Consider the following 23800-nt stretch of genomic DNA (forward strand, 5'->3'; position numbering starts at 1 on the left):
GCGGGCTTGCCCCGCGATAGCGCCAGCCCAGACAACACCCAACCATCCGGATTGTCCGACGATCCTATTGCCACCCACTTCGATTCAATGCAGAATCTGTAAACCAAAAGATACTTGTTATCCATCGGTTAACAGAAAGGAAAACCCAGCCTCGATACGGACTTCCCCAACGCCTGACGCCTACTACAAAAAAAATGCTCCAGGAGACAATTGATGTCCCCCAATAACAAAAAGATCGACGTGTTCCTGATCGCCGTGAGCCTGTTGGCCGTGCTGCTCACCGTGATCGGCCTTGCTGCCTTCCCCGCCCAGGCCGAAAGCCTGGCCAACCAGCTGTTCGAGGTGGCCACCCGCACCTTCGGCACCAGCGTCCAGGTCCTGGTGTTCGGCAGTTCCCTGGCCGTGCTGTACCTGGCCTTCAGCAAGTACGGCAACATCCGCCTGGGCGCCGGCAAGCCGGAGTATTCCACCACCACCTGGGTGTTCATGTTCATCTGCGCCGGCATGGGTTCCTCGACCCTGTACTGGGGCGTGATGGAGTGGGCCTACTACTACCAGACCCCGGGCCTGAACATCGCGCCGATGTCGGCCAAGGCCCTGGAGTACAGCGTTAGCTACTCGTTCTTCCACTGGGGCATCAGCGCCTGGTCGATCTACGCCCTGGCCTCCTTGGCCATGGCCTATCACTTCCATGTGCGCAAGAAGAGCGGCCTGAACCTGGCCTCGATCATCGAGGCGGTCACCGGCTTCAAGGCCACCGGCCCCGTCGGGCGCGCCGTCGACCTGATCTTCCTGCTGACCATGATGGGCGCGCTGACCGTGTCGCTGGCGCTCACCGCCTCGACCCTGACCCGCGGCCTTGCCGACCTGGCCGGCACCCCCAACACCTTCACCGTGCAACTGCTGGTGATCGGTGCAGTGGCGCTGCTGTTCTCGCTGAGTTCGTACATCGGCATCGACGGCGGCCTGCAGCGCCTGTCGAAGATGGTCTGCATCGGCGCCCTGGTATTCGCGGCCATTGTCCTGCTGGTCGGCCCGACCCAGTTCACCCTGAACAACACCGCCAATTCCATCGGCCTGATGCTGCAACATTACGTGCAGATGAGCCTGTTCACCGACCCGGCCGGCGACGGTGCCTTCACCCGCAACTGGACGGTGTTCTACTGGCTGTGGTGGGTGTCCTACGCGCCGGGCGTGGCCATGTTCGTCGCCCGCGTCTCGCGTGGCCGGCTGATCAAGGAAGTGGTGTTCGCCCTGCTGCTGGGCGGCAGCTTCGGTTGCTGGTTCTTCTTCGGCGCGCTGGAAAGCTACAGCATGCACCAGTTCATCAACGGCCAGATCGACGTGCCCAAGCTGCTCGGCACCCTCGGTGGCGAAGCGGCGGTGACTGATCTCTTGCTGGCCCTGCCATGGGGCACGCTGTTCCTCGCCGCGTACCTGTTCATCATGGCGGTGTTCTGCGCCTCGCACATGGATGCCGCCGCCTACGCCGTGGCCGCCACCAGCACCCGTAACCTGCGCGAGGGCGAGGACCCGAGCCCGACCCTGCGCCTGTTCTGGTGCGTGGTGCTGACCCTGGTGCCGCTGGCCATGCTGTTCGCCAAGGCCTCGCTGTCGACCATGAAGACCGCCGTGGTGCTCACCGCGATCCCGTTCATGGTGATCCTGCTAGTGAAGATCTACGGCTTCTTCAAGTGGCTGGCGGCCGACTACGGCCAGGTGCCGGCGTACCGCATCGAGGAAGAGGCCACCCGCCTGGCCGGCGAAGAGCCCCAAGCGCAAGCGCCTCGCAGCGCGGCAGTGGTGCACTGAGTCTGGATTTGTCGTGGGAGCGGGCTTGCCCCGCGATATGGGCTGCCATCGCTATCGCGGGGCAAGCCCGCTCCCACGCCAGCAAAACCTGACACAAATTTTTTTGCCCAGATTGTTAACCAACAGATACGCGTTAACCAATAAGAACCGAGATAGAGCCATGAACGATTTCAAACGCCTGCCCGCCGACTTCTGCGCCAACCCCGAAGAGGCCTTCACCCTCCCGGCAAAGTTCTACACCCAGGCCGCCGTCTTCGAGCACGAGAAGGAAGCGATCTTCGCCCGCAGTTGGATCTGCGTCGGCCACCGCAGCGAAGTCGCCGAAAAAAACGCCTACATCACTCGCCAGGTGATCGGCGAAAGCATCATCGTCGTGCGTGGCCGCGACGACGTGCTGCGCGCGTTCTACAACGTCTGCCCGCACCGCGGCCACCAGCTGCTCGAAGGCAGCGGCAAGGCCAAGAACGTCATCACCTGCCCGTACCACGCCTGGACCTTCAAGCTCGACGGCGAACTGGCCCACGCGCGCAACTGCGAGAACGTGGCCAACTTCGACAAGGACAACTCCACCCTGGTGCAGCTGCGCGTCGAAGAGTACGCCGGCTTCATCTTCATCAACATGGACAACGACGCCGGTTCCGTCGAAGACCAGCTGCCCGGCATGCAAAAACGCATGCGCGAGGCCTGCGCGGTGATCGACGACCTGCACCTGGCCGCACGCTTCGTCAGCGACACCCCGGCCAACTGGAAGTCGATCGTCGACAACTACCTCGAGTGCTACCACTGCGCCCCGGCCCACCCCGGCTTCTCCGACTCGGTGGACGTCGGCCAGTACAGCCATAGCCTGCACGGCAACTGGACCTTGCAGTACGGCCTGGCCAAGCCGTCGGAGCAGTCGTTCAAGTTCGATGAAACGGTCAAGGATCCGTCCTTCGCCGGCTTCTGGGCCTGGCCGTGCACCATGTTCAACGTACCGCCAGGGGCCAACTTCATGACCGTGATCTACGAGTTCCCGGTCGATGCCGAAACCACCCTGCAGCACTACGACATCTACTTCCTCAACAAGGACCTCAGCGAGGAGCAGCACAAGCTGATCGACTGGTACCGCGAGGTGTTCCGTCCCGAGGACCTGCGCCTGGTCGAGAGCGTGCAGAAGGGCCTGAAGTCCCGCGGCTACCGCGGCCAGGGCCGGATCATGGTCGATTCGCAGCGCAGCGGCGTGAGCGAGCACGGCATCGCCCACTTCCACAACCTGATCGCCGTCGCCCACCTGGACGACTGAACACGCTCCCCGCCCCGCGCCAGGGCCTGGCGCGGGGCTTCGTTGTCGAGGTACGCCATGGCCAAGCAATACGAAATGTTCAAGGTGCGCGTGACCGACGTGGAACAGGCCACGCCGCAGATCAAGCGCTTCACCCTGGCCCGCGCCGACGGCGCCGCCCTGCCCGCCTTCAGCGGCGGCAGCCACGTCATCGTGCAGATGCAGTCGGCCTGCGGCAGCCAGTTCAGCAATGCCTACTCGCTGATGAGCGACCCGCGCCAGTTGCACAGCTACCAGATCGGCGTGCGCCTGGAGGAGCAGTCCAAGGGCGGTTCGGCGTTCATGCACCAGCAGGTCGAGGTGGGCAGCGAGCTGACCATTTCCACCCCCAACAACCTGTTCGCCCTCGACCCCAAGGCGGGACGTCACGTGCTGATCGCCGGCGGCATCGGCATCACCCCGTTCCTGGCGCAGTTGCACGAGCTCGAAGGCAGCACTACCCCCTACGAGCTGCACTACGCCTTCCGCGCCCCCGAGCACGGCGCCTTCCAGGGCGACCTGGCGCAAGGCCCGCATGCTGGCAACACCCGCTTCTATATCGACAGCCTGGAGCGCAAGCTCGACCTCGCCGCGCTCTGCGCGGGGCTGGCCGATGACGCCCATCTCTATGTGTGCGGGCCCAAGCCGCTGATCGACGCGGTGATCGCCAGCGCCGCCGCCGCCGGCATCGCCGAGTCCCGCGTGCATTGGGAACAGTTCGCCGCCGCCGCGCCGACCGCAGGCTCGGCGTTCACCGTGGTACTGGCGCGCTCCGGTACCGAACTGGCCGTCGAAGAAGGCATGACCATTCTCCAGGCCATCGAGAAATCCAAGGCCGCCAAGGTCGAGTGCCTGTGCCGCGAAGGCGTGTGCGGCACCTGCGAGACGGCGATCCTCGAAGGCGAGGCCGAGCATTTCGACCAGTACCTGAGCGACGAGGAGAAAGCCTCGCAGCAGACCATGATGCTGTGCGTCTCGCGGGCGCGCTCGGCGCGGTTGGTGCTGGATCTCTGAACCTTGGCGGCGGATCGCCTGCCCGCGCGGATTCGCCGGTGAGATGTAACTGAATAGTGCCGATAAGCGCTGAAAAGGAAAATCAGAGAAACGTCCTACGCGGATTTGGGAAGCACTGTCGACCACCCACAATCCGTTCCTCGCTAGTGTTTCAGGTCTGCGTAACGTCGCCCGTGGCTGGCTTCAACAGCCAGCCACGGGCCTGCACGACGGTACGGCCATTGCCAGCGAGGACCTTATGCGAAATTCCCCCGGACCACTTCAGCAGGTAATCAACAGCCCCGACGAGGCTCTCGGCCATCAGCTCGACAAACCGGCCATCCAGCACGACTGCTCCAAAGTCGTCGCCGCGCTGCCCCAGTCTCGGAGCTATCCATGACCCTCAGCCTCAGTCAATCCATCCTGGACGCACAACGCCAAGCCATCCCCGTCCCCAAGCCCCGCTGTTCCGCCTGCCAGCGTATCGGCTTGCCCATCCTCCTGCTGCGGACCGCCTACGCCCCCAGCCCCAAGACCCTGAGCACGCGCAACCTGCCCAACTACAACGGTATCGCCGGCATCCCCATGCACAACGAACAGTTGCGCATCCTGCGCCAGGGCTATGTCTACGTGCTGCTCGACCAACGGGTCTGGCACGCCTACCAGGTCACCCCCGAAGGGGCACTGCGCCAGTTCCCGGCCTTCCAGCCACCCCCGCAAGCCGGCAACCCCTTGTCCACGGCCTGCCGGCAAGAACATCACGATGTCATCGCGTCGTTCATCAACATCAACACCCTGCTGTACTCGACCGCCTGGATCGCCTTCGCCAACGACCCCTGGCCCAAGCCCGTGCTGGACCAGTACAAACATGCCATCGCGAACAACGACCCCGAGCTCACCAGCCGCTTCCAGGCTCTCGACCTTAAAGCGGCCCGCGAAGCGCCCGGCAGCGTGGGACGGGCCATGCACGCAGACCGCCTGCAACTCGACGAGGTCCTGGAATATGCCGTGCCAAGCACCGGCCCCTTCACCAGCGTCCATGGCTTCTACCCTCGCCTCGAGCGCCTGGCGGCCACACGCACGTACATCGCTGCCCTGATACAACGCGAAGAGCTCGCCGATGGCGTGCTCGCGCTGACGGTGCCAGACCCCGTCGGCATGGTCCAGGAGTGCAACGCGCAACGCCTCGCCTGGGTCCAGGCCCTGCAGGTCTGGCGCGCCGAGCCGCAACGGCACTTTGAGCATTTCACCTCCCTGGCCCTGCTCGGCATCCGCGAGCTGAACGCCACGCTGGCCGCCGGCGAGGCCGCCGCCGAAGTCGAGCGAGAAGCACGCGAGGTCGAGCGCTGGAACAGCAGGCCCCTGCTCGCCGCCAAGGCCCCCCTCCCCGCCGTGGATGTCGAGGCCCAGTTGCCGCGCCGGATCGAACGCAAGCAGCAGGAGGCACGGGAGCGCTTCGAGGAACGCTACGACGAGGGCGAACGCAGCGCCTTCGCCAGCGCCTACGAGACCGAACTGCACAACCGCCAACAGCTGATCGACCAGCTGGCCACCTTGTATGCCGAGCTCTACGCCGCCCCGGCGTTTCAACGCATCGCCTACAACGACTACAGCGCCATCGACTGGCGCTCGACGGAGTACTTCGTGCGCATGATGGGCACCTGCCTGTATGGAGGTCCCAGCGAAAACCAACCACAGGACGGCGCCGCGCTCGGCGCGAGCCAACGGCTGTGGCAACAGGAACTGGAAAACCCCGACAGCCTGCTGTACCAGGCCCTGGTCGCCAAGCACCAAGGGCTGCTCCGGCAACTGCTGGAGGCCTTGACCAGCCAGGACCTGAGCAAGGTCTACGACACGGTCAAGGGCCTTACCACCAGCTATGAGGGCCAGCAGTTGATGGTCAAGCCGGTGCGCGACGCCATCGGCCAGCTGCTCGCCGCCACCGCCAATGCCGGCAACACCCTCCACCAACACCTGTCCGCCGGCGCCCGGCAGATGATCGGCTACGTGCACAGCGCGGCGCTGCTGCGTTTTGCCGGGCAGCACATGACGCAACTCGTCGTGCCGCTCAGGGCAGGCGAATACCTGAAGCTGCTCAACGAAGGCCTGCAGGCGCGCACCGATGCGCTGCTGGGCCAGCTGGACCAGGCCTTTCGCAAACCCGCCGCGCACAAGGTCAACGCCATGCTGCTCAGCGGCGCCATCACCGCGGCGGTGTCCGGCAAGCACGGCAAGGTCGTGGAGCTGGTGCTCTGGACTATGGAGAGCGCCGAGGACCTGCAGGCCCGGTTGCAGCACCTGCAGGCCAGCGCGGGTACCGGCGCTGGCGAGGCGTTGCGCAGCGTGCGCATAGGGGCAGACAGCCTGCAATACCAGGCCGCCCACAGCCTGCGCCTGCTCAGCCTGAGCGCGGAGCAGACCCGCGCCCTGGCCCGTGAAGCCATGGGCAATCTGCGCAGTGGCTTGTCTGGCCTGGGGCCGGGCCGCGCGGACTTGATGTTGAGCCTGGGTGGGTTGTGGTTCCAGCAGGACAGCCTGCGCAGGAATCATGACGCGCTGAACGCGACCCCAGGCAATGCGGAGGCCGAAGCGCTGGCAGCGGTGTGGTCGTCGTCCATTGGGGTTTTGGGGTTGAGTATTGAAGCGACAGGGAAAGCGATCGAGATATTGCGGCCTGCCCGGGCCGCCGTGACGGCGGGTTCGACATTGATGCAGGGGACGCAACTGGTGAAGTACGGTGGTGCCATTGCTGCCGTGGCCGGTATTGCAGATGGGGCTAATTATTTATTAGCCGCTCAACGAACAGCTTCCCAGAAAGACAAACCATCGAAGAATTTCTATACCGCAGCTGGATTTATTTCACTCCTATCAGCAGGAGCAGGAGTAAGCACGCTTATATTCGGATCTGGTTTCCTAGGGCCTGTAGGAATAGCACTAGCACTTTCACTAACGGCCTACACGTTTGCAACAATCGCTAAAAAAAACGAATCGTCCCCACTGGAAATCTGGGCACGCCAGTCCAGGTGGGGGCTGCCGGTGTCACATCGTGAATGGCAAGTAGCAGAAGACAACGACAACGCTATAGGTGCTCTCAACGCAGCCTTATTAGGCATCACTGCGCATGCCTCAATAGACATAACATTCAAAGAAACACACCCTCCGAAAACGATAGAGCCGTTCGTTACGCTCAGGGACAGCTTCTCGGTCCCACTCGAAACACGCCTGAACTACACAATCACCATTCCTAACTTTGTTCACGGACAGGCAAGATACGAATGGAAGCTGATAGTTTATTCACCGGGTAGAAACACAGTACCGACCGTGTACTCAGGAGACAGCGATAAGGAAAAAACCGAGTCATATGAGAACACTGGCAACCCAGAGGATAGTTCTCAACAAGGAAAGACCCTAAGAATAGAAGGAAGCACATCAACTGCGAACTCAAAAACCATCGACGCTTTTGAGTTAACAGTCAGCTATTGGCCTGACAAGAACGACAGCACAAACCTAGCGAGACTAGTAAAAAAACAAGACAAACTAGATACAAGGAGATAAAAATGAAACGACCCGCCCTAATTCCTCCATGCCCAGGCTGGAAAGAGGACTTCAATCGTCCAAACGACCTTCCCAAGGTCAAGCCTAACCCCGGATTAGTAAATGCAAACCACCAGGAAGACACTTATTTAGAAACTTCCCGACACTCCCTAAACATGCGAGGATTGCTATTCATATGCATCCCAACAAGCCTCCCTGCGTTAATACTACTCCCAGACATACTACTGGAAAGCCTGACCGATAGAAATTACACATTTTTTCTCATCGGGCTAATCATACTATTGATTGCAATCTGGCAAACAACTCTATTTCTACGCCTACTTCGCCTCACTCCACGTGATGAACCGATACGATTTAACCGCGCCCGACAAAGAATCTACGCTTACAATTTTTCTTACTGCTGGTGGAACCCTTTCATTCCATGGCCAGTAAAAACAGTCAGCTACGATTGGAAAGATGTACGCGCTGAGCGCTGGAAAAAGCAGGGCGTCACGCATCAGGGTTCGCACGTCGTAAAGGTCGGGATCATGCTGTCAATCGTGGAGTCGGGCACAAACAAAGTCATCGACCGATTCCCTTTAACCAACCTGGTTGATGAAGAGTCAGTTTGGGCCTATATATGCACTTACATGCAACATGGCCTCTCCGCTGTTCCACCCGCCCCTCTCAACAGAGATCACAACGATCTCCTCTGGTGCCAGTTCGCCATGCGTCTGGCGCCAGAGGTTAAGTGGCCTAAGAAGATAGACCACGAATCTCGAACCGCCCCGCAGGCCACTCCACCTGTAAAGGTGGCGTTGTCATGAAACATGCCTTTATCTGAATATTAGTTACTGGTCCGACAAAATAGCGCCAAAACCTTAGTCAACACTACAAAAAAGCACAATTGGACATAACGAGACAACCATGAAAAATAGGCCTGCCCTAGTTCCTCCGTGCTCTGGCTGGAAAGAAGACTTCAATCCTCCGGGGTCGCCCCGTAGAATCGAGCCTTCTCCCAACCTAATAATCTCCAACTATCAAGACAACATCTATCTAGAAATACCTCGAAACTCGGTCAACACAGGGGGACTGCTATTTCTATGCCTGCCGCCCAGCATACTTTCAATATTTATAGCTATAACAATAATAACAGACAGCATCCAGGACAGCGCTTACAACTTCTTACCTATTGGATTTGCAGCACTATTATTCGCAACCTGGCAGACAACCTCATTTGCTCGCCCAATCCGCTCCGCCCCCCGCGACGAACCCATACGATTCAACCGGGCCCGTCAAAAAATCTACGCTTACAACTTTACTTTCTGTTGGTGGAACCCTTTCATCCCATGGCCAATAAAAATCGTCAGCTACGACTGGAAGGATTTACGCGCCGAACGTTGGAGAAAACAGGCTGTCACCCACCAAGGCTCGCACCTCGTGAAGACAGGGATCATGTTGTCCGTCGTCGAACCGGGCACCAACAAGGTCATCGACCGGTTCTCTTTGAGTAATACGTACGGGGAAGAGTCCATCTGGGCCTACATCTGCACTTACATGCAACATGGTCTCGATGCTGTTTCACCTGCCCCACACAATGAAGATCACAACCTTCTGCTCTGGTATCAGTTCGCCAAGCGTCTGGGAGCAGAGGTCAAGTGGCCAGAAGCGATAGACCGCGAATCGCGAACGGCTCCACAAACCGCTCCACTGGCTGAGTTGCCATGAAGCCTGTCGTCTTCGTCGATCATCGAGACTGGTGCCACGCCAGGGAGACACGAGGAGCCTTGGCGGCGTCATGATAGAAGGTGATCCGAGCTGGCTAGTCGAGTCGCATCGAAGAAGCCCGCTCACCGTCAGCATTACTGGCTGCAACGCTGCCCCAGTTAAGCGGGACTACCTACCGTCAATCACAGAAAAGTAAACACCTCCGCCGCCGCCAACCGCGACTTGCTCAGCCCGGCATTGAAATCCTCCTCGCTGCGATAGCCCAGGCTCAGCAGCACCACGCTGGTGAAGCCCTGCTCGCGCAGGCCCAGTTCGGCGTCCAGGGCCTTGGCGTCGAAGCCTTCGATCGGCGTGGCGTCCAGGCCATGGGCGGCGGCGCCCAGCAGTGCGGTGCCCAGGGCCAGGTAGACCTGCTTCTCCATCCAGTGCTGCAGGTCCTTGAAGTCATGGCGGTGCAGGTCGACGTAGCCGCGGCGGGTCTGGTCCTGGCCGTCACGGGCCTGTTCGGTACGGAAGCGCCCGTCGGCGGCCTCCTGCGCCAGCACCGCCTGCAGGTGGGCTTCGGTCATGTTGGTGCGGGCGGCGAACACGATCACATGGGAGGCGTCGCGCAGCTTCGGGCTGTTGTAGGCGAAACGCTCATCGGTGGCCTTGGCCAGGCGCGCCTTGCCTTCGGCGCTGTCGGCCACGACGAAGTGCCAGGGCTGCGAGTTGACCGAGGACGGGCTGTGGCGCAGCTGCTCGAGCAACGCATCGATGGTGGCCTGGGGAATCCTGCGGCTGGCGTCGTAGGCTTTGGTGGTGTAACGGCGTTTGGCGAGGGCAACGGTATCCATCTACGGCAATTCCTCAAAGGGATCGTGAATGAGCCGCATCTTATCTTCCCGGCGGCAAAGAAAAACCAGCACAATGCAGCAACACTTTCATCCCTGGAGTGAAAATGCTGCGCATCAACGATCTCGAACTGTTCGCCCGTGCCAGCGCCCTGGGCAGCTTTACCGCTGCGGCCCACGAGGCCGACCTGCTGCCCGGCCAGGTGGCGGCTGCGATCAAGCGCCTGGAACGCGAACTGGATGTGCGCCTGTTCGCCCGCACCACCCGCAGCCTGCGCCTGACCGCCGAGGGCGAGCTGTACCTGCCCACCGCCCAGCGCGTGCTCGATGCCCTGCGCCAGGGCCGCGAGGACCTGCACGGCAGCCACAGTTGCCTGCGCGGCGTGCTGCAGGTGGCGGCACCATCAGACATGGGGCGCAACCTGCTGCGGCCCTGGCTCAGCGCGTTTCGTCGCGAGCATCCGGGGCTCGGCCTGCGCTTCTTTCTCTCCGACCAACTGGCCGACCTCTACCGCGACCCGGTGGATGTCGCTATCCGCTACGGCCAGAACGAGGACGCCAACTACATTGCCCTGCCCCTGGCACCGTGGAACCGTCGGGTGCTGGTGGCCTCGCCCGACTACCTGGCCCGCCATGGCCGGCCGGACAGCCCCGACGACCTGCAGCAGCACGACTGCCTGCTGTACCTGCAACAGAGCCGGGTCTACGACAAATGGCGGCTGGGCAACCGCACCGTGCAGGTGCGCGGGCCGCTGTTCAGCGACGACGCCGACGTGGTGCGGCGCTGGGCGCTGGAAGGCGAAGGCATCGTCTACAAGTCGTGGCTGGATGTCAGCGCCAATGTTGCCGCCGGCGAGCTGGAGGTCCTGCTGCCCGAACACCCCGGCGAGCTGACCCCGGTGACCCTGGTATGCCCGCACCGCAAGCAGCTCACCCCGGCGGTGGCCCAGCTGCACCTGTGGCTGCGCGAGCGCTTCGCCACGCTGCGCCCGGAGGGCATGTTGCAGCCGCTGTCGCCGGGCGTATAGTGCATCCACCCCCAACTGCAAGGAGCTGTCATTCATGCCGAGCCTGGAGTTTCTCGTTACCGCGCTGATCATCGTGCTGATTCCCGGCAGCGGGGTCATCCTCACCGTCTCCAGCGCCCTGGTGGCCGGGCGCCGCGCCTGCCTGTGGACCGCCACCGGCTGCACCCTGGGTATCGTCCCGCACCTGCTGGCCTCGGTGCTGGGCCTTTCGGCCTTGCTGCACACCAGCGCCCTGGCCTTCCAGGGCCTGAAGTTCGCCGGCGTCGCCTACCTGCTGTACCTGGCCTACGCCACCTGGCGCGACCGCGCGGCCTTCGCCGTGGACACCCAGGCCGCCCCAGCCAGGGCCGGCCAACTGGTGCTCAAGGCCTGCCTGCTGAACATCCTCAACCCCAAGCTGACGCTGTTCTTCCTCGCCTTCCTGCCGCAGTTCATCAGCCCCCAGGCCGGTTCCGCGACCGTGCAGATGCTCGGCCTGAGTGCGGTGTTCATGGCCATGACCTTTGTCGTCTTCGTGATCTACGGCCTGCTCGCCCACCTGTTCCGCCGCGCCGTGATCGACTCGCCCCAGGTACAGGCCTGGCTACGGCGCAGCTTCGCCGCCTCGTTCGCCGGGCTCGGCATCAACCTGGCATTCGCCCAGCGCTGACGGCTGCACAATCGTTCTAAACGCCCGGGCCGTTTCTGCGTTAAGGTCGTCTACCGACACCCACACGGCCCGCGCCCATGAGCAACTGGATCGACCTCAGACAGGACGCCGACACCGGCATCGAGTCGGTCCGCGCCCATTTCACCGGCCATGCCTACGACCCGCACTGGCACGACAGCTTCCTGGTCGGGGTGACCGAACAGGGCGTGCAGCAATTCAACTGCCGCCGCGCACGCCACAACAGCACCCCCGGCCAGGTGTTCGTGCTCGAGCCGGGCGACCTGCACGACGGCCATGCACCCACCGTTGAGGGTTTCACCTACTCGACCCTGTACCTGGATGCCAACTGGCTGGAAACCGAGCTGCGCGCCCTGTTCGAACACGCGCCCTCGGGCGCCTTGCCCAGCTTCGGCACCCTGCTGCACCAGGATCCGCGCCTGGCCGGGGCCACCGCCCGGGCCTTCGAGACGGTGCATTACAACGACCTGCGCATCGTCCGCCAGACCGCCCTGGACGACCTGCTGGCCTGCCTCACCGGCCACCTGCACTGGCGCAAGCGCCTGGACCCCGATCCACGCTTGCCGTTGTGCGCCCAGGTCGCCCGCGATTACCTGCACGCACACCTGGACCAGGACATCGGCCTGGTCGAGCTGGCGCAGGTGTGCGGCGTCGACCGCTTCCGCCTGACCCGGGCGTTCAAGGCGGCTTTCGGCCTGGCGCCGCATGCCTACCTGATCCAGCTGCGCCTGGCCCGTGCACGGCGGCGGCTGGCCCTGGGTGAAACGCCGGCCAGCGTCGCCACCTCCCTGGGCTTTGCCGACCAGAGCCACTTGGGCCGCTGGTTCCGCCGCGCCTACCGACTGACCCCGGCGGATTACCGCAAGCGCTGCTCAAACCTTCCAGACTGAACCGGCGCTCGCCGCGACCATGGCGCTTCGATCACTCGGAGCCTTGACCATGTCACACACGCTGTTGCCCTTCATCCTGTTCGCCCTGGCCGCCAGCATCAGCCCCGGGCCGACCAACCTGCTGATTCTCGCCCACGGAGCCAGGCGCGGCCTGCGCGCCAGCCTGGCGCCGATCGTGACGGCCTGCTGCGCGGCGGCGGCAGTGGTGCTGCTGGTGGGCCTGGGGCTGGGCGAGGTGCTGCTGCGCTACCCGCTGGCGCAGCAGGCCATGAGTTGGGTGGGCGCCCTGTGGCTCAGCTGGCTGGCCTGGAAGATGCTGCGCAGCGCCGGTGCGCCGCTGCAGGCGGGCAGCGATAGCGGCCTGGACCCGCTGAGCGCGGCGACCCTGCAGGTGGTCAACCCCAAGGTGTGGGTGACGGCGGTGGCAATGGTCGGCCTGTTCGCCGGCCCGGCACTGCCGATGTGGTGGTTGAGCCTGGTGTTCCTGCTGATCGCCCTGCCGAGCATGACCGCGTGGGCGCTGATGGGCATCGGCAGCGCCCGCTGGTTACGTTCGCCCCAGGCGCTGCGGGTGTTCAATCAGGGCCTCGCCGGCCTGCTGCTGGTGTCGGCGTGGTCGGCCTTGCTGGTGTGACGCGGCGGGCATCGGCCTTCAGCGCGCGGTAGCCGCGCGCAGACGCAGCCCCAGGCGCGGCCCGAACACATTGATCAGCAGCCCGAGCATCACCAGCAGCGCGCCCCAGCCCTGGGCCTCGCTCAGGCGCTCGCCCAGCAACACGGCCGAGGAGCTCAGGCCGACCACCGGCACCAGCAGCGAGAACGGCGCCACCTTGCCCGCCGGGTGGCGCGACAACAGGGTGCTCCACAGGCTGTAGCCGACCATGGTGGCGACGAAGGCCAGGTAGGCCAGGGCCAGCACCGAGCTCCAGCCGATGTTGGCCAGGGCATGGCCGATGCGCTCGGGCCCTTCCAGCCACCAGGACAGCGCCAGGAACGGCAGCGGCGGGATCAGCCCGCCCCAGATCACCAGGGCGACCAGGTCGACCTTGCCGAAGCGCCGGGTGATGATGTTGCCCATGCCCCACATGGCGCCGCCGCACAGGGTCAGCACCAGTGCGAGCAACGGCACGTGGCCGTTGTCCTCGCTGCCGATCACCGCCAGGCCGCCGGCGGCCACCAGCAGGCCCAGCACGCTGGCCAGGCGCAGCCGCTCGCCGAGGAACAGCGCGGCAAAGCCCAGGGTGAAGAACGCCTGGGACTGCAGCACCAGCGAAGCCAGCCCCGGCGGCATGCCACTGGCCATGGCCTGGAACAGAAAGGCGAACTGGCCCAGGGAGATGGTCGCGCCGTAGGCGATCAGCCAGCGCCAGGGCAGGTTCGGGCGCTTGATCAGGAACACCGCCGGGAAGGCCACCAGCAGAAAGCGCAATGCCCCCAGCAGCATCGGCGGCAGGCCGTCGAGGCCGACCTTGATGACCACAAAATTGACGCCCCAGGCGATGATCACCACCAGGGCGATCAGCAGGTCCTTGAGTGGCATGGCACGCATTCCTTCTTCAGGCTTGTTATATACATATTTGGTTACAGCATAAGGGCATCGCGCCGCCTCGGACCAGCACAGTTGCGCGCCAGCCTTGCGCAACAGTCGGCTGTGATGGCTGCGGAACACTCATGAAAACCCTGCGCAAGCTTCACTTGACCAGACTTGTATATACATGCTCATATCGGGCTTCGGCCATCCGCCCTGCGTCCCGCCGATAGCCGCCGCCTTTCACAAAAACAACGAAGCGGAGCCCTCCCCGATGTCCAGCAAACCCGTGATCGAGCGCCGCTCGATCGACTACATTCCCGAGTCTGAACGCCATGGACGCGTCTACAGCCAATTCACCCTGTGGCTGGGAGCCAACCTGCAGATCACCGCGATCGTCACCGGCGCCCTGGCCGTGGTGCTGGGCGGCGATGTGTTCTGGTCGTTGATCGGCCTGCTTCTCGGGCAACTGGTCGGCGGCGCGGTGATGGCCCTGCACGCCGCCCAGGGGCCGCGCCTGGGGCTGCCGCAGATGATCTCCAGCCGGGTGCAGTTCGGCGTGTACGGCGCGGCCATCCCCATGGCCCTGGTGTGCCTGATGTACCTGGGCTTCACCGCCACCGGCACGGTGCTGTCCGGCCAGGCCATCGGCCAGTTGCTGAGCATCAGCGACAGCGCCGGCATTCTGATCTTCGCCGGGGTGATCGTGCTGGCGACCCTGGCCGGCTACCGGGTGATTCACTGGATCGGTCGGGTGGCCAGCGTGCTGGGGATCATCGCCTTCGTCTACCTGTTCAGCCGCATCCTGATGCTCGCCGACATCGGCCAGCTGCTCGACAACCGCCACTTCAGCTGGGCCAGCTTCCTGCTGGCGGTGTCGCTGGCGGCGTCCTGGCAGATCGCCTTCGGCCCGTACGTGGCCGACTACTCGCGCTACCTGCCCAGCCATACCTCGCCGCTCAAGACCTTCCTCGCCGCCGGCCTGGGCTCGGTGATCGGCGCCCAGGCCTCGATGATCCTCGGCGTGTTCGCCGCGGCCATCGCCGGCGGCCAGTTCTCCGGGCGCGAAGTAGCCTACATCGTCGGCCTGGGCGGCGCCGGCACCACGGCGGCGCTGCTGTACTTCTGCATCGCCTTCGGCAAGGTGACCATCTCCACCCTCAACAGCTACGGCAGCTTCATGTGCATCGCCACGATCATCAGTGGTTTCCGGGGTCACCTGCAGATCAGTCGGGTACAGCGACTGGTGTTCGTGCTCGGCATCGTCGGCGCCGCGACCCTGGTCGCCCTGCTCGGCCAGCATTCGTTCCTCAGCGCGTTCAAGTCGTTCATCCTGTTCCTGCTGACCTTCTTCGTGCCGTGGAGCGCGGTGAACCTGGTGGACTACTACTTCATCACCAAGGAACGCTACGACATCCCGGCACTGGCCGACCCTGACGGCCGTTACGGGCGCTGGAACTGGCCGGGCATCGGCGTGTACACCTTCGGCGTGCTGGTGCAGATGCCGTTCATCGACACCAAGCTGTACACCGGGCCCATGGTCGCGCACCTGGGCGGCGTGGACGTGTCGTGGCTGATCGGCCTGGTGGTGCCGAGCGTGCTGTATTACTGCGTGGCCCGCCGCCGGGCGGCCGAGGCGCCGGCCGGGATCATCGTGCCGGAGGGGCGCTGAGCCGGGTTGCTCACACATATCCTGCATGAGATCGCCCAGCCCCTCGGGCTGGGCTGTCGCACATGAAATGGTGTCCCTGTGGGAGCAACTGTCTTGCTAACTTTTAGAATCTGGCGCGATCCCTGTGGGAGCGGGCTTGCCCGCGAACACGGGCGAAGCCCGTGCCATCCACCACGGTGTCGGCTTCGCGGGTAAACCCGCTCCCACAGGTTCTCTGCCCGCCGGCCCAGCCAGATAGGCTGGGCGATCTCTTACGGGACACTGTCATCTTTCGGTCAAGCAACTGTCGTAATCTGCGGCGCAACTCTGTGCCACGGGTCTTCGGCATGCCTCGCCTGCTTCTCCTTCTGCTGTGCCTGCTCCCGGGCCTGGCTTGCGCCGGGCCCGCGCAACTGCGTATCCAGGGCTCCAACACCATCGGCGCGGCCCTTGGCCCGGCCCTGGTGCAGGGGCTGCTGCAGGCTCAGGGCGCAAGCGCCATCGAGCACCGGCCCGGCGCCACGGCCAACGAGACCGAGGTCCACGCCCGCGATCCGGACGGCCAGCCCGTGCGCATCGACATTGCCGCCCACGGCACCAGCACCGGCTTTGCCGCGCTGGCCCGGGGCGAGGCCGACCTGGCCGCGGCCTCGCGGCCGATCAGCGACAGCGAGGCGCAACAGTTGCAGGCCCTGGGCAACCTGCGCAGCGCGGGCTCGGAACAGGTGATCGGCCTGGATGGCGTGGCGGTGATCGTCCACCCGAACAACCCGCTCACGCAACTGAGCACCGAGCAACTGGCCCAGGTGTTCTCCGGCCAGCTGCAGCGCTGGGAACAGCTGGGCGTGCCCGGCGGGGCGATCCACCTGTATGCCCGCGATGATCGCTCCGGCACCTTCGAAACCTTCAAGGCCCTGGTACTTGCCCCTCAGCAAGCGGCACTGACCACCCAGGCGCGGCGCTTCGAGTCCGCCGACGAACTGGCCGCCCAGGTCATGGCCGACCGCCAGGCCATCGGCTTCAGCGGCCTGGCCACGGTCCACCGGGCCAAGGCACTGGCCGTGGCCGAGGGCGATGCACCGGCGCTGCCACCCAGCCGTGCCCTGGTGGCCAGCGAGGACTACCCGCTGTCGCGTCGCCTGTTCTTCTACCTCCCCGCCCACCCCACGCCGCTGGCCAAGGCGCTCGCCGAGTTTGCCCAAAGTCCCGCCGGCCAGGCCATCGTCGCCGAGCAGGGTTTCGTTTCCCAGCAGATCAAGCCACAGCAGATCGCGGCCCAGGGCGACATGCCGCCACGCTATCGGACACTGGCCGGCGAGGCCCAGCGCCTGAGCGTGAACTTCCGCTTCCAGGAAGGCAGCGCCGGCCTCGACAACAAGGCCCTGCGCGATGTGCAGCGGGTCGGCGACTACCTGCGCCAGGCCGGCAAGCTACAGGGCAAGGTGGTGCTGGTGGGCTTCGGCGATCCCAAGGAGACACCGGGCCGCGCCGCGCTGCTGTCGCGCCTGCGGGCCATGGCGGTGCGCCGCGAGCTGGCCCGCGCCGGGGTGCAGGTCAGGGACGTGGTGGGCATGGGCGACGAACTGCCGGTGGCCGGCAACGACCTGGAGCAGGGGCGCCTGCGCAACCGCCGGGTCGAGGTCTGGGTGTACTGACCCGCTCAGCCGCCATCGGGCAGTTCGATCCGCGCCACCAGCCCACCGCCAACGCGATTGCGCAGGGTCAGCTCGCCGCCCTGCTCGCGCACGCTGGCACGGGCGGCCGAAAGGCCGAGGCCGACGCCGCCGGTATCGCGGTTGCGCGAGCCCTCCAGCCGGTAGAACGGCTCGAACACCTGCTGCAGGGCCTCCTCGGGAATACCTGGCCCGCTGTCGCGAACCTCGATGACGATCAGGTGAGCGGCGCGGCGCAGCGTTATCTGCGGATCGCGGGCATACTTCATGGCGTTTTCCACCAGGTTGACGACCACCCGCTTGGTCGCCAGCGGGCGGCCGTCATGCACCAGGTGCGCCGGGCCCTTGAAGGCGATGTCAAGGTGCTGGTCGCGGTAGTCGTCAACCAGGGTCTGCAACAGCTCCGACAAATCATAGGCCGTGCGCTGCTCCAGTTGCGTGCCCTCGCGGAAAAACGCCAGGGCCTCGTTGATCATCGTCTGCATCTCGTCGACGTCGCGGATCAGCTTGCGCTGGTGGTCCAGGTCCTCCATGAACTCGCTGCGCAGGCGCATGCGCGTCAACGGCGCGCGCAGGTCGTGGGAGATGGCCGCGAGCATGTGGGTGCGCTCGCGGAGGAAGTGCTGGATCTGCGCCTGCATGGTGTTGAAGGCGATGATTGCCTGGCGGATTTCCTCGGGGCCCTCGCTGGCGATGGGCGGCGCCTGCAGGTCACCGCCGAAACGCCGCGCCGCACTGGCGAAGCGTTGCAGCGGCGCGGCCAGCTGGCGGGTGGCGAGCCAGGCCACCAGCAACGTCGCCACCAGCCCCAGACCGATGACCACCGCCAGGCGCGCCGTCGCGCTCATGCCCCAGCTGCGCTCCGGCGGCACGAACAGCAGCCAGCTGTCATCAGCCAGCGCGACCAGCGCCACGTAGTGCGCCTCGGCGCTGCCCATGGGCCAGTCATCCGGGTTGTACACTTCGATCGGCCGCGAGGGCCCCAGCAACTGGGCCATCGCCGGCACCTGCCCGGAATTGAGCATGGTGCCCGGGCCAGGCAGGCCAAAGTCGTCACGCCGGGTACTCCAGGTCACCCGCAGCGTTGGCGTGCTCGCCGCCTCGGCCAGTTGCCCGCGCAGCGTCGCCGGCGCGGTCTCGATCACCCGGGTGGTCACGGCTATCTGCTCGAGCAGGCCGGTGCGTTCGATGGGCGGGCGTGCCCAGCTGCCGGCAACCTGGACGAACAGGGCATTGAACGCCAGCGAGGCAAGCAATGCGGTGAAAATGGTCAGGGCGATGCGCTTGCGCAGAGTGTCGCGACCCAGCAGGCGACGGATCACGAGCGGGTCACCGTGGCGCTGAACAGGTAGCCGCCATTGCGCACGGTGCGAATCAGGTCCGGGCGCTTGCTGTCGGGCTCGATCTTGCGCCGCAGACGGCTGACCTGCACGTCGATGCTGCGGTCGAAGGCGTCATGGCCGTGGCCACGGGTCAGGTCGATCAACTGCTCGCGGGTGAGGATGCGCTGCGGGTGCTCGAGAAACACCACCAGCAGGTCGAACTCGGCGCCGGACAGCGGCACCATCACCCGCTCGGGCGAGCGCAGCTCGCGGCAAGTGATGTCCAGCTGCCAACCGGCGAAACCGATCACCGGTCGCGCCGCCTCGCCCCGCGGTGGCTGTTCACCAACCCGGCGCTGCACGGCGCGCAGGCGGGCCAGCAGTTCACGTGGATCGAACGGCTTGGTCAGGTAATCGTCGGCGCCCAGTTCCAGGCCGATGATGCGGTCGCTCAGCTCGGCCATGGCGGTGAGCATGATGACCGGCACGCCAAGCTGCGCACGCAGCTTCTGACACAGGCCCAGGCCACTTTCGCCGGGCAGCATCAGGTCGAGGATGATCGCATCCGGGCGCTGCCGGGCGATGGCGGCCCACATCGCCTGCCCCTCGGCGGCCAGGTCCACCTCGTAGCCGTGCTGGACGAAGAACTGCTTCAGCAAGGCGAGGATTTCGACGTCGTCATCGACGATCAACAGTCTGCTCACGGTGATACCGATCCGGGAAAAAAGGCGTATCTAAAACCATTGCGCCACGCGGGTCATTTATTTCAATCGCGCAACATTTCGTCATGCACGACACAAAGCGGACATCACCTGGCAACGATAACCCTTCACCCTGCCAGCCTTCCATCACCGAGGGCTTCCCATGACAATAGCCGACAGCCGCAACAGCACCGATGGGCACGAAGGTTCGATGCCCCTGATCCTCAGCCAGCGCAACACCACCCGCGGGCACACCGGATCCCTGATCGTGCAGCAGGAGAGCCTGGAGCTGGCGGACAACCAGGGCTACATCACCCTGCGCCGGTACTTCGAGCATTACGACCCCGCCAGCGGCGAATGGGTCGAGTACAGCCACACCGTGCCAATTCGCGACCTGGTCCACTGGTTGATGGCCCACGGGCAACTGCGCATCCACTCCTCGCAGGAAGTCGGCACCCAGGCCTGGCAGGCGGCAATCCCGGAGGAGCGCCATCCATGAGCCGGCGTCACCTCATGGCGCTGGTGCTGACGTCCACCCTGGGCCTGTCCGCGTGCGGCAGCAACAAGCCGGCACCGACCGGCTACCTCAAGGATTACGGATTACTCACCCCGCACCAGGCGCCTTCGGGCGCAACGGTGCTCAGCTGGGCCGACCCGAAATGGCCAAAGGGCCGTTACATCGAGGTCTACCTGGCACCCAGCCGGTTCTACCCGGCTCCCGAGCCGAGCACGCGCATCCCCCAGGCCACCCTCGCCAGCATCACCCACTACTACGATGCGGTACTGCGCAACGAACTGGGCAAGGTGATGACGGTGGTCGACCGGCCCGGCCCCAACACCCTGGTGGTCAGGCCGGCCATCACCCGCATCAGCGCCGACACCCAGGGCCTGCGCTTCTACGAGTGGCTGCCGATCACCCTGGTCGCGGCCGGGGTGAGCAGCGCCACGGGCATGCGCGACCGGGACAGCGCGATTGCCAGCGAGCTGTCGTTCGAGGCGGGCGCAAGCGGCAAGGTGGTCGGCGAGGCGATGCTCACGGGTACCGGCGTACCGCTGGACAACGACCGCCAGGTGATGACCGCCGACAACGTCAAGGCCGTGCTCGACGGCTGGGCCGTGGACCTGCGCCAGGGCTATGCGGCACCGCTCAGGTAGCGTGACGCTTCACAGGACAAGCCCAGCTCGCCTGGTCAGGCCTTGAGCGTGGCCATGTCGATGACGAAGCGGTACTTCACGTCGCCGGCGATCATCCGCTCGTAGGCCTGGTTGATGTTACGGATGTCGAGCCTTTCGATATCGCAGCTGATCCCGTGCTCGGCGCAGAAGTCGAGCACCTCCTGGGTTTCGGCGATACCGCCGATCAGCGAGCCTGCCAGCACCCGGCGCTGCATCACCAGGTTGGCCGCATGTACCGGTGGATCAACCGGTTCGATCAGCCCGACCAGGATGTGCACGCCGCCAAACTTCAGGGTTTGCAGGTAGGGGTTGAGGTCGTGCTGCACCGGGATGGTATCGAGCAGGAAATCGAAGCGGCCCGCCGCACTGCGCATCTGTTCGGCATCGGTGGAGACGATCACATGGTCGGCGCCCTGGCGACGGGCTTCCTCGGCCTTGGCCGCGGAACGGGTGAACAGGGTCACTTGCGCGCCCAGGGCCTTGGCCAGCTTGATGCCCATATGGCCCAGGCCACCCATGCCCAGCACGCCCACCTTGTGCCCGGGGCCCACGCCGTGGTGCTTGAGGGGCGAATAGGTGGTGATGCCGGCGCACAGGATCGGCGCCGCGCTGGCCAGGTCCATGCCCTCGGGAATGCGCAGGACGAAATGCTCACTGACCACGATGCTGCTGGAGTAGCCGCCCATCGTGTTGCCGCCGTCGACCCGGTCGGGGGTGGCGTAGGTCATGGTCGGGCCTTCCAGGCAGTACTGTTCGACGTCCTGGCGACAGGCCTCGCACTGGCGGCAGGAATCAACCATGCAGCCGACGCCGACCAGATCACCGACCTGGTAACGGCTGACCTGCGCGCCCACCGCGCTGACCCGGCCGACGATCTCGTGGCCCGGCATCAGCGGGTAGACGGCGATGCCCCATTCATTGCGGGCCTGGTGGATATCGGAATGGCACACGCCACAGTAGAGGATCTCGATGACCACATCGTCGGGCCGCGGGCTGCGGCGCTGGAAGGTCATGGGGGCCAGGGGGCTGGCGGGGGATTGGGCGGCGTAACCGATGGCGGTGTACATGGGGCACCTCGTGCAAGTGAAACGATTCAGGCGACGCATTCTGCGCGCCGGGACCAGCCTCGCCCACCGCCGATTCTCCAGTATGCATGCCTGATTCTCCGGACCTTGCTACCAACCTCTGGCATGACCCCGCGAATCTGCGAAGATGCCAGTGTCCGATTCTCTGCCCGGGTTCACCATGCACCTGACTCACCATGTGGATGCCAATGCCACGCTCTGCTCACTGATTCGCGCCCTCGCCACAGGCCCGGGGTTCGTGCCCACCGCGCTGCCCCAAGTCCAGGTCCTGACCTGGGACCACTACGTGGCCAGCACCCCGCAGATCTACGAACCCAGCCTGATCATCCTCGCCCAGGGCAGCAAACTGGCGCGCCTGGGACCACGCACGTTGGAGTACGGTGCCGGGCATTACCTGGTGCAGGCGCTGTCGGTGCCGTTCATGTGCGAGACCTTCGCCACGCCCCAGGCGCCGCTGCTGGGCGTGGCGGTGGACATCGACCGCGCCCTGCTCGGCGAGCTGGTGCAAAGCATGGACCTGGCGCCGGATGCCGCGGTGCAGGCACAGACGCCACAGTCGATGACTTCGGCGGTGCTGGACACGGCCATGCGCGACAGCGTCGAACGCCTGCTGCAGTGCCTGCAGGACCCGCTGGACGCCAAGGTGCTGGGGCCGGCGCGGGTGCGCGAGGTGCTCTATACCGCCTTGCGCGGGCCACAGGCCGGCGTGCTGCGGGCGCTGGTCGAGCAACAGGGGCATTTCGCCCGGATCGGCGCGGCCCTGGCCTACCTGCGCGAGCACTACGCCGAACCGCTGGGGGTGGAAGAGCTGGCCAGCCGGGCGAACATGAGCGTGTCGACCTTCCACGAACACTTCAAGCGCTGCACCGACCTGGCGCCGATGCAGTACCTCAAGCGCCTGCGCCTGCTCAAGGCGCAGCAGATGCTGATCGGCGAAGGGCTGGGCGTGGCCCAGGTGGCGCATCGGGTCGGCTATCAGAGCACTTCGCAGTTCAGCCGCGAGTACAAGCGCCAGTTCGCCCGCAGTCCGGGGGAAGAGCAGCCGTACCAGAGCCTGCCGGCCTGACCGGGGCCGTCGTAGCAGACTGCAAGAGCAGGATGCGTGGGAGCGGGCTTGCCCCGCGATCACCGGCGCAGCCGGTGCCATGCCCCCCCATCGCGGGGCAAGCCCGCTCCCACGCAGGTCACGCGATCCACTACAAAAATCACTTGCAGGATGATCGCCTACTGGCGCAAAACCATCGCCACAATGGTCGCCTGCAGCTCGCGCTTGGCCACTTCTGCCGTCAGCTCCCCGGCCGCCGCCGCCAGGGACAACGCATCCGCCGCCCCCACCAGCACCCATAGCCCGGCCACGCCGATATCGCCACCCGGCGCGAACGGCAGCAGCGCTTCGCGGCACTTGTCCATGAACGGCCCGTCATAACCACGCTTGAGCGCCTCCAGCTCCGGCGAGCCGGCCAGCGCGGCGCTGACCCCGGGGATCTCCCGGCCCTGGGTCGCCACACAGTCCACATAGGCCTCGGCAATCACCCAGGCCCGCTCCGCCAGGCCGGCCGGGCAGCCGACCAGGGCCTTGTCGAGCATGGCGGTCTGGCGGGCGTCGTATTCCTGGTAAAGCGCCAGCAACAAGCCGTTGCGGGTCTCGAAATGGTCGTACACCACCGGCTTGGTCACCCCGGCCTGCTCGGCCAGATACCCCAGACTCAAGGCATCGGTGCCCTCCTCGCGTACCAGCCGCCAGGCCACATCCAGCAACTGGCGCCGGCGCTCCTCGCGGGACAGGCGTTTGCGCGGCGCGGTCTTTTCCTCGCTCGACATCGCTTACCTACCAAAAGCAACTTACTAAGCGTAACTTACCTCGAGTATATAACGCTCC

21 protein-coding genes are annotated in these 23800 nt (G+C 64.8%); 15 read left to right on the top strand and 6 right to left on the bottom strand.

The window, feature by feature from the left end; translation table 11 throughout:
- The first annotated feature begins 213 nt into the window (after window positions 1–213).
- The 6 genes from ACZ899_RS08855 to ACZ899_RS08880 all read left to right on the top strand — a co-directional run bounded on the left by ACZ899_RS08855 (window position 214) and on the right by ACZ899_RS08880 (window position 9367).
- Window positions 214–1812 (top strand): BCCT family transporter, encoded by a 1599-nt coding sequence (locus ACZ899_RS08855; RefSeq protein ID WP_234562409.1) that lies wholly within the window; start codon window positions 214–216, stop codon window positions 1810–1812.
- Window positions 1813–1972: 160 nt separating this feature from the next.
- Window positions 1973–3094 (top strand): aromatic ring-hydroxylating oxygenase subunit alpha, encoded by a 1122-nt coding sequence (locus ACZ899_RS08860; protein WP_050706148.1) that lies wholly within the window; start codon window positions 1973–1975, stop codon window positions 3092–3094.
- Between the two features lie 57 nt (window positions 3095–3151).
- Window positions 3152–4126: a PDR/VanB family oxidoreductase gene (locus ACZ899_RS08865; protein ID WP_234562410.1), complete on the top strand. Its 975-nt coding sequence runs from the start codon at window positions 3152–3154 to the stop codon at window positions 4124–4126.
- A 375-nt stretch (window positions 4127–4501) separates the two neighbouring features.
- Window positions 4502–7660 (top strand): T6SS effector BTH_I2691 family protein, encoded by a 3159-nt coding sequence (locus ACZ899_RS08870; protein ID WP_485627591.1) that lies wholly within the window; start codon window positions 4502–4504, stop codon window positions 7658–7660.
- A 2-nt stretch (window positions 7661–7662) separates the two neighbouring features.
- Window positions 7663–8466, top strand: coding sequence for a DUF6708 domain-containing protein (locus tag ACZ899_RS08875; protein WP_234561375.1), 804 nt, complete (start codon window positions 7663–7665; stop codon window positions 8464–8466).
- Between the two features lie 100 nt (window positions 8467–8566).
- On the top strand, window positions 8567–9367 hold the full coding sequence (locus ACZ899_RS08880) for a DUF6708 domain-containing protein (RefSeq protein ID WP_234561374.1): 801 nt from the start codon (window positions 8567–8569) through the stop codon (window positions 9365–9367).
- A gap of 182 nt (window positions 9368–9549) precedes the next feature.
- Here the strand turns inward: ACZ899_RS08880 and nfsB are convergent, their stop codons facing one another.
- Window positions 9550–10203: an oxygen-insensitive NAD(P)H nitroreductase gene (gene nfsB, locus ACZ899_RS08885; protein WP_110733882.1), complete on the bottom strand. Its 654-nt coding sequence runs from the start codon at window positions 10201–10203 to the stop codon at window positions 9550–9552.
- Between the two features lie 104 nt (window positions 10204–10307).
- On the opposite strand from nfsB, the gene ACZ899_RS08890 reads away from it, so the two are divergent.
- The 4 genes from ACZ899_RS08890 to ACZ899_RS08905 all read left to right on the top strand — a co-directional run bounded on the left by ACZ899_RS08890 (window position 10308) and on the right by ACZ899_RS08905 (window position 13419).
- A complete protein-coding gene (locus ACZ899_RS08890) occupies window positions 10308–11228 on the top strand; it encodes a LysR family transcriptional regulator (RefSeq protein ID WP_203647177.1) in 921 nt (306 codons plus the stop codon).
- 34 nt (window positions 11229–11262) lie between these two features.
- Entirely contained in the window at window positions 11263–11877 is a 615-nt protein-coding gene (locus ACZ899_RS08895) for a LysE family translocator (RefSeq protein ID WP_234561373.1), read from the top strand.
- A gap of 77 nt (window positions 11878–11954) precedes the next feature.
- Entirely contained in the window at window positions 11955–12785 is an 831-nt protein-coding gene (locus ACZ899_RS08900) for an AraC family transcriptional regulator (RefSeq protein WP_232857106.1), read from the top strand.
- Window positions 12786–12834: 49 nt separating this feature from the next.
- Window positions 12835–13419, top strand: coding sequence for a LysE family translocator (locus tag ACZ899_RS08905; protein WP_232857107.1), 585 nt, complete (start codon window positions 12835–12837; stop codon window positions 13417–13419).
- Between the two features lie 18 nt (window positions 13420–13437).
- On the opposite strand, the gene ACZ899_RS08910 is transcribed toward ACZ899_RS08905, so the two are convergent.
- On the bottom strand, window positions 13438–14325 hold the full coding sequence (locus ACZ899_RS08910) for an EamA family transporter (protein ID WP_234561372.1): 888 nt from the start codon (window positions 14323–14325) through the stop codon (window positions 13438–13440).
- A gap of 262 nt (window positions 14326–14587) precedes the next feature.
- Here ACZ899_RS08910 and ACZ899_RS08915 point away from each other — a divergent pair, with 262 nt between their 5' ends.
- Together ACZ899_RS08915 and ACZ899_RS08920 are read left to right on the top strand one after the other, a co-directional pair.
- Window positions 14588–15985: a purine-cytosine permease family protein gene (locus tag ACZ899_RS08915; RefSeq protein WP_203647185.1), complete on the top strand. Its 1398-nt coding sequence runs from the start codon at window positions 14588–14590 to the stop codon at window positions 15983–15985.
- A gap of 326 nt (window positions 15986–16311) precedes the next feature.
- Window positions 16312–17619, top strand: coding sequence for a phosphate ABC transporter substrate-binding/OmpA family protein (locus ACZ899_RS08920; RefSeq protein WP_234561371.1), 1308 nt, complete (start codon window positions 16312–16314; stop codon window positions 17617–17619).
- A 5-nt stretch (window positions 17620–17624) separates the two neighbouring features.
- Here the strand turns inward: ACZ899_RS08920 and ACZ899_RS08925 are convergent, their stop codons facing one another.
- Window positions 17625–18959 carry an ATP-binding protein gene (locus ACZ899_RS08925; protein WP_234561370.1) on the bottom strand — a complete coding sequence of 445 codons (1335 nt, stop codon included), beginning with the start codon at window positions 18957–18959 and terminating at the stop codon, window positions 17625–17627.
- Window positions 18956–19669 (bottom strand): response regulator, encoded by a 714-nt coding sequence (locus tag ACZ899_RS08930; RefSeq protein ID WP_232857155.1) that lies wholly within the window; start codon window positions 19667–19669, stop codon window positions 18956–18958. Before ACZ899_RS08930 ends, ACZ899_RS08925 begins: the two co-directional genes overlap by 4 nt.
- A 154-nt stretch (window positions 19670–19823) precedes the next feature.
- Here ACZ899_RS08930 and ACZ899_RS08935 point away from each other — a divergent pair, with 154 nt between their 5' ends.
- Complete coding sequence (locus ACZ899_RS08935) at window positions 19824–20159, top strand: hypothetical protein (RefSeq protein WP_234561369.1); 336 nt, start codon at window positions 19824–19826, stop codon at window positions 20157–20159.
- Complete coding sequence (locus ACZ899_RS08940) at window positions 20156–20815, top strand: DUF3313 domain-containing protein (protein ID WP_234561368.1); 660 nt, start codon at window positions 20156–20158, stop codon at window positions 20813–20815. Before ACZ899_RS08935 ends, ACZ899_RS08940 begins: the two co-directional genes overlap by 4 nt.
- 35 nt (window positions 20816–20850) lie before the next feature.
- Here the strand turns inward: ACZ899_RS08940 and ACZ899_RS08945 are convergent, their stop codons facing one another.
- On the bottom strand, window positions 20851–21903 hold the full coding sequence (locus tag ACZ899_RS08945) for an NAD(P)-dependent alcohol dehydrogenase (protein WP_234561367.1): 1053 nt from the start codon (window positions 21901–21903) through the stop codon (window positions 20851–20853).
- Between the two features lie 178 nt (window positions 21904–22081).
- On the opposite strand from ACZ899_RS08945, the gene ACZ899_RS08950 reads away from it, so the two are divergent.
- Entirely contained in the window at window positions 22082–22987 is a 906-nt protein-coding gene (locus ACZ899_RS08950; RefSeq protein ID WP_234561377.1) for an AraC family transcriptional regulator, read from the top strand.
- Window positions 22988–23145: 158 nt separating this feature from the next.
- Here the strand turns inward: ACZ899_RS08950 and ACZ899_RS08955 are convergent, their stop codons facing one another.
- On the bottom strand, window positions 23146–23742 hold the full coding sequence (locus ACZ899_RS08955) for a TetR/AcrR family transcriptional regulator (RefSeq protein ID WP_234561366.1): 597 nt from the start codon (window positions 23740–23742) through the stop codon (window positions 23146–23148).
- Between the last annotated feature and the right edge of the window lie 58 nt (window positions 23743–23800).

It is taken from the genome of Pseudomonas sp. TE31087, from assembly GCF_057284075.1.